Below are 13082 nucleotides of genomic sequence, written 5' to 3' on the forward strand. Positions count from 1 at the left end.
CGTTTCACCTCTATAATTATTTATCGTCCAGTGCGCGAACACCTGGTAAGTCTTTTCCTTCCATAAATTCAAGTGAAGCGCCACCACCGGTAGAAATATGATCCATTCGCTCTGCCAGTGCAAACTTCTCTACAGCTGCAGCTGAATCGCCACCACCAATTACTGTGTATCCATCTGTATCGGCTAAAGCTTCCGCTACTTCTTTCGTCCCTCCAGCAAAGGCATTGTATTCAAATACTCCCATTGGGCCATTCCAAATAACGAGTTTTGAATCTAATATTACATCACGAAATGTTTCTCTTGATTTAGGACCAATGTCTAAGCCGAGCCAGCCATCAGGAATCTGATCAGCAGATACAATTTTGCTGTTTGCCGATGCAGCGAATTGATCAGCTACAACTGTATCTTCCTGCATAATGAAGCGTACTCCTTTATCCTCTGCTTTTTGCATGAAGGATTTAGCCAATTCAATTTTATCTTCTTCAAGCAAGGAGTTGCCGATTTCATACCCTTTTGCTTTTAAGAAGGTATAAGCTAACCCTCCACCTATTATTAAGTTATCTACTTTATCCAATAAATTATCAATTACATCTATCTTATCTTTTACTTTTGAGCCACCGATAATTGCGGTGAATGGTCTTTCCGGATTTTGCAACGCTTTTCCAAGTACATCTATTTCTTTTTGCATTAAAAATCCTGCTACGGATGGTAGCTTTTCAGCTACTCCTGCCGTAGAAGCGTGTGCGCGGTGAGCGGTTCCAAATGCATCGTTAACGTAAATATCCGCCATATTCGCAAAATGTCCGATTAATTGAGGATCATTTTTTTCTTCACCTTCCTCAAATCGCACATTTTCCAGCAATAAAATGTCACCCTCATCGAGCTGCGAAATTGCTTCATCTACTTCTTCCCCGTAAACTGTATCTGTTTTTAAGATTTGCTTTCCACTTAAATCGCTTAATTGCTTTGCAATGGAGTCCAATCTTAATTCATCAACAACGGTGCCTTTCGGTCGACCAAGATGAGAGACGAGTATTACTTTTGCACCTTGCTCGGTTAAGTAATTAATCGTTGGTAATGCCGCTCTAATTCTACGATCATCGGAAATCTTTTTATCATGCATCGGAACGTTAAAGTCGACACGACATAAAACTTTCTTTCCTTTAAATTCAATATCGTATAGCGTCTTTTTATCCATCGGATTAACCTCCTCTATGTATGTACAAGTACACTTATCATAAGCTGAACAACCTCTATATTACCATTATTAAGTAATAATATATAGAAAAAGAGGAGGCGTTGACCTCCTCTTTTTCAGCTATTATAGCCCTTTTTCTTTCATAAACTTAGCCAAATCAACGCAACGAGCAGAGTAAGCCATTTCATTGTCATACCAAGAAACTACTTTAACGAACGTATCGTCAATAAGCATCGTAGATAATCCATCGACAAGTGAAGAATGTGTATCACCAACAATATCCGTTGATACAAGTGGATCTTCACTATATCCTAAAACACCTTTTAAATCTCCATTAGCAGCTTCTTTTAATGCTTCGTTCACTTCTTTTTCAGTTACCTTTTTATCAAGCTCAGCAACTAGATCGACAACTGAACCGTCTGGTGTTGGAACACGAATCGCCATTCCATTAAGTTTTCCATCCAACTCTGGTAAAACTTTACCAACAACTTTTGCCGCACCCGTAGAAGTAGGTATAATATTCTCTGCTGCTGCTCGAGCTCGACGATAATCCGAATGTGGCAAATCCAAAATTTGTTGATCATTTGTATATGAATGTACTGTCGTCATTAAGCCGCGTTTAATTCCAAATTGTTCATGCAAAACCTTTGCAAGGGGAGCTAAACAGTTTGTTGTACAAGATGCATTAGATACAATATGATGCTGTCCTGCATCGTATGCTTCTTCATTAACACCCATTACGATCGTTAAATCTTCTTCTTTAGCAGGTGCTGAGATAATAACTTTCTTAGCTCCAGCCTCTAAATGCTTTTGTGCATCAGAACGATTTGTAAAACGTCCCGTTGATTCTATAACGACTTCCACTCCATGCTCTTTCCAGCCAATATTAGCAGGATCGCGCTCAGAGAATACAGCAATCTCTTTGTCTCCGACGTTAATTGCAGCTTCGCTTACGCTTACTTCTTCATTTAAGCGCCCATGTACGGAGTCATACTTTAACAAATGAGCGAGCATGTTTGCATCTGTTAAATCGTTAATTGCAACAACTTCAACACCTTCTGTTGCTAATGCTTGTCTGAAAATATTTCGTCCAATTCTTCCAAACCCATTAATTCCTATTTTTACTGTCATTCAAATCTCCTCCATTTTTTAATTTCTAATTTATGTTATTTATTATTTCTTCAGCTGCAGCCTCATCGGTTATAAGCAAATTGCTCTTTTTTTGTTTCATATACGAAACAATTGGCAATGCTTTTGACTTGCCACCAGCAATTGTCATTACAAGCTTGGCGCTCGTTAAATCTTCCAATTGCATTCCGATTGTTCGAGATTTGTATACTACTTCACCAGCTTCGTCGAAATAATAACCAAAAGCTTCACTTACAGCACTGTTATCTTTTAGCCGTTGTAGAACGTTTTTTGATGTTTTTCTCCTCTTAGCCATCGTTAGAGCATCGCCAACACCGTGCAAAACGATTGCAGCAGCTTTAATTACTTGTACCGTATCATTAATGGATGGTTCATTCATCATCGTTTGATAAGACGATTCACTCAAAGGGTCTGGGACAAACAATAATCGATAGTCACCTTTTTCCTTTTCCGCCATTTTAGCTGCAATTGTATTCGCCTGATTTTCTACTTTTTCGCCAACGCCGCCTCGAGCGGGGACAAATAAACATTTGTGTTCACTTCCTAATGGCGCCATTACGTCGGCAACAGCTGCCATTGTTGTACCACCAGTAACTGCAATTGTCGTGTCGGTTTGTAAATAATTCTTCAAATAGGATACAACAGCCTTGCCCATTTCCTTTTTTACCGATTCAAGCGTATCGCTATTACCAGAAACGACAATTACGTTCTCGATTTGTAGCTTTTTTGCTAGCTCGTTTTCTAATGTTGTTAATCCAGATATTTCTCGGTTGAAGTTATGTAATTCACTAATTACTAACTTTCCCTCTTTTGTTACATACATTCCCTTTGTTGACATTTCAATTAACCCTTGTTCCTGCAAAACCTGCACTTCTTTGCGTACATGCCGCTCTGATAGGTTCGTATTATCAATTATGCCGCGACGACCAATCGGTTCCAGCATTTGAATAGTTTGTAATACGGTATACCTTTGGCGCATTAATTGCAGCAAATCCGGAAAGACGTGTTTTAAGCTCATAAAAATACTCATGTATTAATCCATTCCTTTTAAACGGGGTAAATATGTCCCGCTACATATTTTTTTGCCCCACTTAAGGTAAAAAAATATAGAAAACGTAACTTCTCTTTTATTTTACCATAAAATAAAAAGGAAGCAACGTTTTTCCTGCCTGTATTTTAAGTATATATGTTACTTATATGACTACGTTTTTTATACGCACAAATACGGTCGCGTTTTTTACATAACGATCGTTCAAATAATCGATAATATAATCCGTCTCCTTTTCTATACAACTAACTATATTTCTTTATAGCATGCTCCAACGATTCAAAATTCAATTCTTCACAATTTAAGCGAATATCATTCATTTCTACTGTAGGTATGAGCAACTGATATTCTTCCAACCATTCCTCTTTCGTGTAAATATCCCTTTCATCCAGTTCGAATGGATAATATTTTTGCAGCAGCAAAATAATTGCACGTGCTTCCTCGCATAAGGAGCAATTTTCCTTTGTATAAAAAACGACTTGTAGCATATACATTCCCCTCGTATATTATGTTTAGGCATCATTGTTCCGCCTAACGTTTCTAAATGTTTCTATACCAATAATCGGGTATGTTATACCCGTTACTTTGTACTACAGGCGGATGCTTTCCGCGGGCATGGCTTGAGCCCCTTCGGAAGAAAACCACTTCCTGTGGGGTCTCAAGACGCATGCTTTTCCCGCAGGAGTCGCCGCCTTTCGTTCCAAGTAACTAATAAGTGCAATGATTATAAGTGATTGAGACCCTATCTGAATAATATGTCAAACATCTTAAACGTTCGGTGATATTCCTAAATAATCGTCTTAGGATCATTTGGGACAATTCTTATCCCCCTTGCGAGCATAACCGCATTAGCAAGACTGTTTCCCAGTGTGCGTTTTCCTTCATACACGCTGGCTGCACACCTTGCTATTCGAACCTGGATGTTCGTTTTGTGTTGCCTTTTTTAAGAAAATAGTACCTTGATAAATCAATAAATAATTATTTTCTTCTTGACATATTGCCGCAGGTCTTCTTCAAACGATTGTCTTCCTATGTTTCTTACCGATTATTTTTCCACACGAATTGTCAACCCTTTATTTGCTTTATACTTTATTTGCTTTATAATAGTACAGTTTATAAATGAAGTAAATCGGAAATTGTTTTTGACAACTTATTTAGCGCATGTAAAAAACCAAGCCTTTCTATAAATTGAATGGCTTGGTTTCGCTTTTTAATTAATTTAAGATTGATTCTTTTACAGGAAACATACTTTTAACTAATGTATCGAGCATATACGGCAATTGGATAAACGCACTTTCCTTGTGCAACCGTTCCGTAAGTTTATGGGCATCTTTCCCAAAAGGACCAACATTTAACACTGGAGCATCAAGCTGCGTCATTTCTGAAAATGGGATCTCATATGTTGCTCCCCATACAGGGGTGTTTTTTTGGTAAACGTTCCAGCCTTTACCTGTATCTTTATACGATACATAGCTTAAATCGGAAATTCCGTTAAAATAATGAATTTGTTCAATTGAACGATCAAATGCTTCTTCTGCTGTCTTTTTCATTAATTTTACTAATTCAGCAACAAGCGAATCATCAGAAGCGTTCACCGCAGGGTAATACGGTGGCGTGTACAGTAAAACGATTGCTGGACCGAGTTCCTGACAATCAAGCATTAATAAATCGGCAATGCGAACCGATTTTTCCCGATCATCCAGTTGCTCATCGCTTACTACTTCCTGTTTAATCGCATTAACCGCTTCCTTACCAAGCTTATTCGTTGCATGCTGTAGAAGTTTTTCATAAGTAATTACAGTTACCGTTCCGATTGGCTCCACATTTTCTCGTTCACATATTTTTTTGTACTGTGCATTACATGCATCCGCGGCTTCTTCCGCTACTTGTTTGAAAATGTCCATTATTTCAGATGCATCTCGCTTCATTAAAAAGACATTATAAAGAGCTTTCCCACGATATGGTGTTTGCGTTGAATATTCCATTTTTAAATCTTTTTGTTGTAGAGAAACCGGCAATGGCGTATTTTCACCTAAGTCCGTTTCCTGGAATAATGTGTTCCACTCCATTCGTTGTGTGAGAAAAGAAGCGATGTAATTGGCTGTCATTCCACTCAATGGTTCGCCAACATGCGTTTCTTTTCCGTAAAATAAAGCGGTAGGCATAATTTTTCCAATACTTCCAGAGTAGATGTAATGATTCTCATCTCCAGGCTCCTGGGTAAACGATGGCTCCCCATTAAGGAATAATTTATATTTTAATTCATGTGTCTCTTGCAACTGTAACAGTGCCGGTACGACCGCACGCATTCCGGCAGAATTTACTTCTTCATCTGGAACGGTGACGAGGACAAGATTAATCGGCCATTGTTCTACGGAAGCCTTTTCAATGAGGCGCATATGTAATGCAAGCCCCATCTTCATATCCATTGTCCCTCTTCCAAATAAGTATTCTCCAGACTCCAAATCTTCACGTGCCTCATCTGGCAAGTCATTTTTACGTTCTAAGAGCGCATCGGTTAATTGCTCCGGTTTAAACGCTAAGTCGCCAAGATCGCCGAATTCCTCCGTATGAACGGTATCAAAATGGCTTATGAGTACAATTGTGTCCTTTGCGGATGCATGTTTATATAACGCTGTAACAGCGAATCGCTCGTTACCAGCATCATGCAATTGCAGATGGGATGTATTTTGTTGAAAATATAAAAGATCACCGAGCTTGTCTTTTAGTTTATGGGAAAACGCTTTTTCTCCTTCTGTTAGCGTCCGACTATCCCAGCCTACTAATTCAGATAGTAATTGTCTTAGTGATGCAGGTGTTTGCCATTTTAATTCCATCTCGTATCCTCCTAAGCCTTATATTGAAAATGGGAGAAGCTTATCCTGAACGCTTTTCCTCATCTTCCTTCAAGAAATAACTTAAAAATCTTTTTTCAACATTGTTTAAGTGTACAACCATTTTTTTCTTAGCGAGATGTACATCTCTAGCTTCCAAAGCTTTAATAATTTCAAAATGTTCTTCACACGCGTCTTTAGCACTCGTCGTAATCGTATTAGATAGGATTAGAAAAGCTCGATTCACTCCAGTGTTCATTTGATGAATCATTTCTCTAAACTTTCGATTTGTGTTTTTAGAAGCTAACAGTAAGTGAAATTCTCGGTCTAACTCTATAAATTGCTGGAAATTATCTAGTTTTACGGCTTGCATTTGCTCATTAACATTACTGTACAGTTGCTCAATGAATGAATCATCAATTGAAGACATGATTTTGACAATGTTATCGATTTCAAGAATGCTGCGCAGCTCCATAAATTCTAAAGAGTCCTCACGGGTAAACGTCGCAACTAAGGCAGGCTTTCCTTTTTGCGGAATAACAAGCCCCTCCATCGCCAGTCTTCTTAAAGCATCTCTTAAAGGTGTACGACTAATCCCTAGATCCTTTGCTAGCTTTTCTTCTGGTAATGCTTCATTATCATGTAGTCTACCAGTAATTATTTCTTTTTTAATTAAGTTATATGCTTGATCTGCCAACGTTTCACTTTGTACGATCTTTCTCAAAAGTATCCTCTCCCGCTCTGGCGGTATACTGTATACAGCCATTATAATTTATGTTACTATATTTGTAAATCAAATTATTTATATTCTACAATACTTGAAAGGGCTTTTCACTACATGTAAAAATTCCCTTGCTTTTAAAAGAAGGATTTGTTGATATTTTCCCATTTATGTTACATTATATTTAATAGTTGCATATAGCCTAAGTATTTTAGAATAATTGAGCTACATATCTATATTTAACGGAGGGATCACATGGTACAATCAAGCAATCATGTTATTAAACAAACAGAAGAATATGGAGCGAATAACTATCATCCGCTTCCTGTTGTTATATCGAAAGCAGAAGGTGTTTGGGTAGAAGATCCAGAAGGCAATAGATATATGGATCTTTTAAGTGCATACTCTGCCGTGAACCAAGGGCATCGTCATCCAAAAATTATTGATGCATTAAAAAAACAAGCGGATGCTGTTACGTTAACATCTCGTGCTTTCCATAACGACCAATTAGGTCCGTGGTACGAAAGGGTAGCACAGCTTACTGGAAAAGAAATGGTTCTTCCAATGAATACTGGTGCAGAAGCAGTAGAGACAGCTATAAAAACTGCTCGCAGATGGGCATATGATGTAAAAGGCGTAGCTGATAATCAAGCTGAAATTATCGCTTGCGAAGGAAACTTCCACGGTAGAACAATGGCAGCTGTTTCTTTATCATCTGATGCAGATAATAAACGTGGCTTCGGTCCAATGCTCCCAGGCTTTAAAACTGTCCCTTACGGAGACATTGATGCTTTACGTGAAGCGATTACCGAAAACACGGCAGGCTTTTTAATTGAACCGATTCAAGGTGAAGCTGGCGTTAACATTCCTACAGAAGGCTTTTTGAAAGAAGCGTATGAGCTTTGCCAAGAGAAAAATGTGCTATTCATTGCAGATGAAATCCAATCCGGTTTAGGTCGAAGTGGAAAAATGTTTGCTTGCGACTGGGAAGATGTTACACCAGATATGCTTATTTTAGGTAAAGCACTTGGAGGCGGCGTTTTTCCAATTTCATGTGTTGTAGCAAACAAAGATGTTCTTGGCGTATTTGAGCCTGGCTCACACGGCTCAACTTTTGGAGGTAATCCGTTAGCGTGTGCCGTTTCAAATGCCGCACTCGACGTGTTAATCGACGAAAAATTACCTGAAAGATCGTTGGAGCTAGGCACTTACATGAAACAAGAATTGCAAAAAATCGATAATCCGATTATTAAAGAGGTTCGTGGACGCGGATTATTTATTGGAGTCGAATTAACAGAGCCTGCACGTTCTTATTGTGAAACGTTGAAAGAAAGAGGGCTATTGTGTAAAGAAACACATGAAAATGTAATTCGTTTTGCACCGCCACTCGTTATCGAAAAGTCAGATTTAGACTGGGCTATTGAGCAAATCAAAGAAGTATTAAGTGTTTAGTTTAAGTATAGACACAAATAAATAATGAAACAGGAGCTTAAAGCAGCTCCTAAAACGAAAAAGGGTTCAATCATTATTATTTAACGATTGAACCCTTTTTCATTGCGTTTTTCTTCTTCCGTTCAGATAGTTGTCTACTTTTATCAAATAACGTTCGGAAATCTTCCAATTCTACTACAGTTTTATTTAAAATCAATTTCTTATCTTTTACCCTAAGAATAAATGATTTAACTAGCTTGAGATGCATCACGCTTTGCTTTGTATCGATTATATACGATGTCAACTTTCGCAAATAGCCATTGGAGCGCCAAGCCTTGCAAAACTACTCCAAAAACGGACGTTATTGTAAGAAGCCAAATAGATAGCAAATGATCGACACTAAAAATACGATGACCTACAAAGAATAAATAACTAATTACTGCATAAACCGCCTCACCATAAGTATGAATTATATCTTCTAACGTCCAAACAATTAATGCTTCAAGCACAATAAAGAGGACAAAACCAACAACCAACACTCCTAACGACTTATAATTTAATCTTTTAACATAAGGAGTGATGTAATACTTCGCAATCGTTTTTATACGGAAAAAATAAATAATCCGTACAAATCGTGCAATTTGAAAAAATTGATCAAAAGGAATAATCGCAATGAGCAAAAAAGGATTTCGTTTAATAAAATCCCATTTTTGCTTACTTACGATCAATCGAATCGTAAAATCAACTAAAAAAATCACCCATACGACCCAATTAATTGTTGAATTCACCTTATTTTCCGACCATATCGTCATAATTGTCATTATAACGAGGAGGATCATAATGCTCTCGTATACATATTGCATAACTTTTTGCTTTTTCATGCAGTATCCCTACTTCATCAAGACTTAGGATGCGACACCAGCTCGATCGACAACTTCTAAGAATCATACTATATAAATATGATTGTTTAATAGTCTACCTTAAGTAATAGGCTTTTTGAAAAAAAGTATAAGTAGCTCTCTTTAACAGGTTTACTTAAAATAGTCTCAACTGCTTGCTTATACAATTTCATCTGAACCGAATACCGTTGAAGCAGTGTTTCTTTGACTTCTTTTGTCACTTCACCTGTAATTTCATCTGTTTTATAGTCAAGGATAATCCATTCATTTCCACAAGGGATTAAACAATCAATTACACCTTGAATCAATACAGGCTCATCGTTCGCACCTTTCCAAGCAGCATATACTTCTTTTGACCCGAGCGTAAAACTGAACGGAACCTCGCGTAGCAATTGATCGTTTTGAAGCATGTTATTGGCAATTGAAGTAGTAAAAAACCGTTCAATAGCTAGTGCATCAATTACTTCAGCCTCTTGCTCTGTTAGTATCTCTCGCTCAATAAACGTATTTACATACGCCCTTATTTCATTGGCTGTTAATGGACGATAAAAAGGCAAGTGCTGCATAACCGTATGCATCGCTGTTCCTTTTTCAGCAGATGATAGCGTCTTTTCCTTCTGTAAAAAAGCAGGTCGTCTAATGATTGGTGCTTGGAAGGATGCGATAAACTGGTCGGAGCTATATGCATCCTTTATTTCCTTTTGTCGTTTAATCTCTGTAACGGTTTGCTTTGCTCGAGAAAGTACTGCTTCTCTATAAGGGTATTCATAGGAGAGTCGATTGTCTACTTCCTTTTTCAAGGTTATATTTTCTAAATTCATCGGTTTCCAATGAAAAATCGTATCCTTTAATTTGTCACTTGCTGAATCCGTTGCTTCTTGCAGATTTACAAGTTCACTGCCGTGAAATACAGAAAAATCCCAGCGTGAAGCATCTTTTAAAACATCTGCTAGTATATGCTCAGAATTCGCTAAATTTTCTCGCAGCAATTCAGCTTGTTCATGACGAATTAACGCAGAACCAATCCAGTCCAAATAGGATTGCGCTTCTGAACGAGAATAAGCAGGTAAAACCCAATTCGGACAGTCGACGGTTTTTCCCCACTTTTCTATTTCCTTCTCAAGTGAGTTTACCGTACCAATCATTACAAGCTTCTCTTTTGCCCGCGTTAACGCGACGTATAACACGCGCATTTCCTCCGCTAACAGCTGACGTCGTTTTTCCATTTGGACGGCGTAGAAATATAAGGTAGGATACGTAATACGTTTAATAGGATCGATATATTTACTAGCAAACCCCATATCTTTATCAAGCAAATACGTTTGTTTTAAATCTTGCGTATTAAACTCCCGGTTCATTCCTCCAACAATTACGACAGGAAATTCAAGTCCTTTGCTTTTATGAATCGTCATTATCCGAACGACATCTTCCTGTTCACTTAACGCGCGCGCAGCACCTAAATCATCTCCACGTTGCTCCATTCGCTCGACAAATCGTAAAAAACGAAACAAACCACGAAAGGATGTTTTTTCATACCCACGTGCCCGGTCATATAATGCACGTAAATTCGCTTGTCTCTGTCTGCCACCAGGCATTCCACCAACAAAATCGTAAAAGCATGTCTTTCGATATATTTGCCAAACGAGCTCGGATAACGCTCCTTGTCTAGCTGTTTCTCGAAATAATTCAAACTGCTCTAAAAAGGCGATAAGTTTTTCTGTCGTATCGTCTGTATGTTGTTTTATATATTCTTTTACAGCATCGTAATAAAACCCTTTGCGCTGGACGAGACGAATGGACGCAAGCTCATCTTCATTTAGTCCGACAATTGGCGAACGTAAAACAGATACGAAAGGAATGTCCTGTAGCGGATTATCTACTATTTTTAATAAGCTTAACATTATCTTAATCTCGATCGCTTCAAAATAACCAGTCGATAACTCAGCATATACAGGAATACCTTGTTTTTTCAATTCTTCTACAATTGTCGGCGCCCATTTCATTGATCGCAACAAAATTACAATATCTCGGTATTGAACGTCCCTCTGTGCTTCTGTCGCTTTATCGATGACTTGAAGTGGTGAATTCGCCGTTTTCCCTATCCAGGTTTTTATTTTTTGTGCGTATAAACGGGCCTCCAGTTGAGACTTCTCCAAATCTTGGAAGTCCTCTCCTTCTGTGGTTGATTGCTCGTCTTTTACTTCCCGATCTATTACGATAACCTCTGGTTCAGGAGCTTGTAATGGCAGGGTATCGTACATCGTATTCGCGTATATTAGTTCTGCTGCTTGATCGTAATCAATTTCACCTAATTGTTCATCTAATATTTGACGAAAAATATAATTAACACCTGACAATACATGTGCACGGCTGCGGAAGTTGCGCGCTAGATCAATTCGTATTCCTTTATCTTTATTTCCTTGATTGGAAAACCGCTTATACTTTTCTATAAACAATGTTGGCTCTGCATGGCGGAATCGATAGATGCTTTGCTTCACATCTCCTACCATAAACATATTTCCTGAGCCAACTTGATCACTAATGAGCTGTAGAAGCGTCTCTTGAACAAGATTCGTATCTTGATATTCATCAATTAAAAGCTCGCGAAAACGCAATTTCAAATGGTGTGCAACTGTGGAAGGAAGTAGATTATCTTCTGTCGAAGCATCATCAATTAGTAGCTGTAAGCAATAATGCTCTAAATCAGAAAAGTCGACCAATGCTTGTTTTCTTTTTTGTTCTGTAAAACGATGCTTAAATTGCTTTACTAACGAAGTTAACTGCTTTATGACAGGTGCAAGCGCACGCATATCTTGAATATGACTTTCCAATTGACGGCTAAATAATTTACTGCTCAATTCATCCCATCGTTTACGGTAACTTTTACGTAGCGCTTTTACAGCTTCCTTCTTGTCTACATCACATTCCACTTTTTTACTTGACAGCCTTTTCCATTTCACTGTTCCAAAATGAGAATGGAGATCAGGCCATGAATTGAGAAATTGCCGCGCTAGTTTCACATTATTTCGATCGCTCTCAACAGCTTCATTATAATGGTACGGACCATCGCTTTCCGAAATAAGCTGTATTGCCCGATCAATTTCTTGGTCCATTGCGGCTAATTGTGAGCTCACTTCCTGTTTAATACGGTCGAGCCATTCAAGCTTCGACTCATCCCATTTATCCGCTATGTGATATATAGCTGCTAATTCATCAAGCCACTTCTCTGGCCATGGATTTTGTATGGAAAATGTATATAATTGCAGAATTAATTGTTCTACTGCACCATCACTTCGATCGGTTGAAAATCGATCAACGACAGAAAAAAATGCTTCCTGTTCTTCTCCTGAAGCGCCATATTTCTCTTCAAAAAGCTCTGTAATAATATCTTGCTTCAAGAGTTCCATTTCCATATCCGTTGCAATTCGAAATGCTGGGTCAAGATCAATGATATAAGCGTACTGCCTTACTATGTCCATACAAAAAGAGTGAAACGTTGATATTGAAGCACGTTGCAAAAGAGAGAGCTGTTTTTTTAAATGTGTCGATGTTGGATCCTTTGCTAACGCTTTTTCCAAAGCAGAGCCAACCCGATTACGCATTTCTTGCGCAGCAGCATTCGTAAAAGTAACAACGAGCAATTCATCTATATTTACCGGGTTTTCGTTAGAAAGTAGCTTTTGAATAATTCGTTCAACTAAAACAGCCGTTTTTCCCGATCCTGCAGCTGCTGCGACAAGGATATCTGATCCATCTGTATAAATTGCCGCTTCTTGTTCTTTCGTCCACTGTACCAATTTCG

Annotated in this window: 9 protein-coding genes; 1 reads left to right on the forward strand and 8 read right to left on the reverse strand. The window is 38.2% G+C overall.

Going from position 1 to position 13082, the window contains the following annotated elements; translation table 11 throughout:
• Nucleotides 1-16 precede the first annotated feature (16 nt).
• The 6 genes from ACLIBH_RS04440 to ACLIBH_RS04465 form a co-directional block, all read right to left on the reverse strand.
• A complete protein-coding gene (locus ACLIBH_RS04440) occupies nucleotides 17-1198 on the reverse strand; it encodes a phosphoglycerate kinase (protein WP_439315490.1) in 1182 nt (393 codons plus the stop codon).
• Nucleotides 1199-1321: 123 nt separating this feature from the next.
• On the reverse strand, nucleotides 1322-2329 hold the full coding sequence (gap, locus tag ACLIBH_RS04445) for a type I glyceraldehyde-3-phosphate dehydrogenase (RefSeq protein ID WP_439315491.1): 1008 nt from the start codon (nucleotides 2327-2329) through the stop codon (nucleotides 1322-1324).
• Nucleotides 2330-2354: 25 nt separating this feature from the next.
• Complete coding sequence (locus tag ACLIBH_RS04450) at nucleotides 2355-3365, reverse strand: sugar-binding transcriptional regulator (RefSeq protein WP_439315492.1); 1011 nt, start codon at nucleotides 3363-3365, stop codon at nucleotides 2355-2357.
• Nucleotides 3366-3640: 275 nt separating this feature from the next.
• Nucleotides 3641-3883: a glutaredoxin family protein gene (locus ACLIBH_RS04455; protein ID WP_439315493.1), complete on the reverse strand. Its 243-nt coding sequence runs from the start codon at nucleotides 3881-3883 to the stop codon at nucleotides 3641-3643.
• A 726-nt stretch (nucleotides 3884-4609) separates the two neighbouring features.
• Nucleotides 4610-6232 (reverse strand): M20/M25/M40 family metallo-hydrolase, encoded by a 1623-nt coding sequence (locus ACLIBH_RS04460; RefSeq protein WP_439315494.1) that lies wholly within the window; start codon nucleotides 6230-6232, stop codon nucleotides 4610-4612.
• A 40-nt stretch (nucleotides 6233-6272) separates the two neighbouring features.
• Nucleotides 6273-6953 (reverse strand): GntR family transcriptional regulator, encoded by a 681-nt coding sequence (locus ACLIBH_RS04465; protein WP_439315495.1) that lies wholly within the window; start codon nucleotides 6951-6953, stop codon nucleotides 6273-6275.
• Nucleotides 6954-7205: 252 nt separating this feature from the next.
• On the opposite strand from ACLIBH_RS04465, the gene ACLIBH_RS04470 reads away from it, so the two are divergent.
• The gene (locus ACLIBH_RS04470; protein ID WP_439315496.1) at nucleotides 7206-8402 is read left to right on the forward strand and encodes an ornithine--oxo-acid transaminase; all 1197 of its coding nucleotides are present in this window, start codon (nucleotides 7206-7208) and stop codon (nucleotides 8400-8402) included.
• Nucleotides 8403-8629: 227 nt separating this feature from the next.
• On the opposite strand, the gene ACLIBH_RS04475 is transcribed toward ACLIBH_RS04470, so the two are convergent.
• Both ACLIBH_RS04475 and addA read right to left on the reverse strand, forming a co-directional pair.
• Complete coding sequence (locus ACLIBH_RS04475) at nucleotides 8630-9262, reverse strand: transporter (RefSeq protein WP_439315497.1); 633 nt, start codon at nucleotides 9260-9262, stop codon at nucleotides 8630-8632.
• An 86-nt stretch (nucleotides 9263-9348) separates the two neighbouring features.
• Complete coding sequence (gene addA, locus ACLIBH_RS04480; protein WP_439315498.1) at nucleotides 9349-13077, reverse strand: helicase-exonuclease AddAB subunit AddA; 3729 nt, start codon at nucleotides 13075-13077, stop codon at nucleotides 9349-9351.
• Nucleotides 13078-13082: the final 5 nt, after the last annotated feature.

It is taken from the genome of Virgibacillus sp. W0430 (assembly GCF_051846935.1).
Lineage (GTDB): Bacteria > Bacillota > Bacilli > Bacillales > Amphibacillaceae > JBPYCR01.

Bases quoted from the DNA above. Each gene is read 5' to 3' on its own strand.
- ACLIBH_RS04455 (WP_439315493.1), bottom strand. From the start codon at position 3,883: ATGCTACAAGTCGTTTTTTATACAAAGGAAAATTGCTCCTTATGCGAG.
- ACLIBH_RS04450 (WP_439315492.1), bottom strand. From the start codon at position 3,365: ATGAGCTTAAAACACGTCTTTCCGGATTTGCTGCAATTAATGCGCCAA.
- ACLIBH_RS04460 (WP_439315494.1), bottom strand. From the start codon at position 6,232: ATGGAATTAAAATGGCAAACACCTGCATCACTAAGACAATTACTATCT.
- gap (WP_439315491.1), bottom strand. From the start codon at position 2,329: ATGACAGTAAAAATAGGAATTAATGGGTTTGGAAGAATTGGACGAAAT.
- ACLIBH_RS04475 (WP_439315497.1), bottom strand. From the start codon at position 9,262: ATGAAAAAGCAAAAAGTTATGCAATATGTATACGAGAGCATTATGATC.
- ACLIBH_RS04440 (WP_439315490.1), bottom strand. From the start codon at position 1,198: ATGGATAAAAAGACGCTATACGATATTGAATTTAAAGGAAAGAAAGTT.
- ACLIBH_RS04470 (WP_439315496.1), top strand. From the start codon at position 7,206: ATGGTACAATCAAGCAATCATGTTATTAAACAAACAGAAGAATATGGA.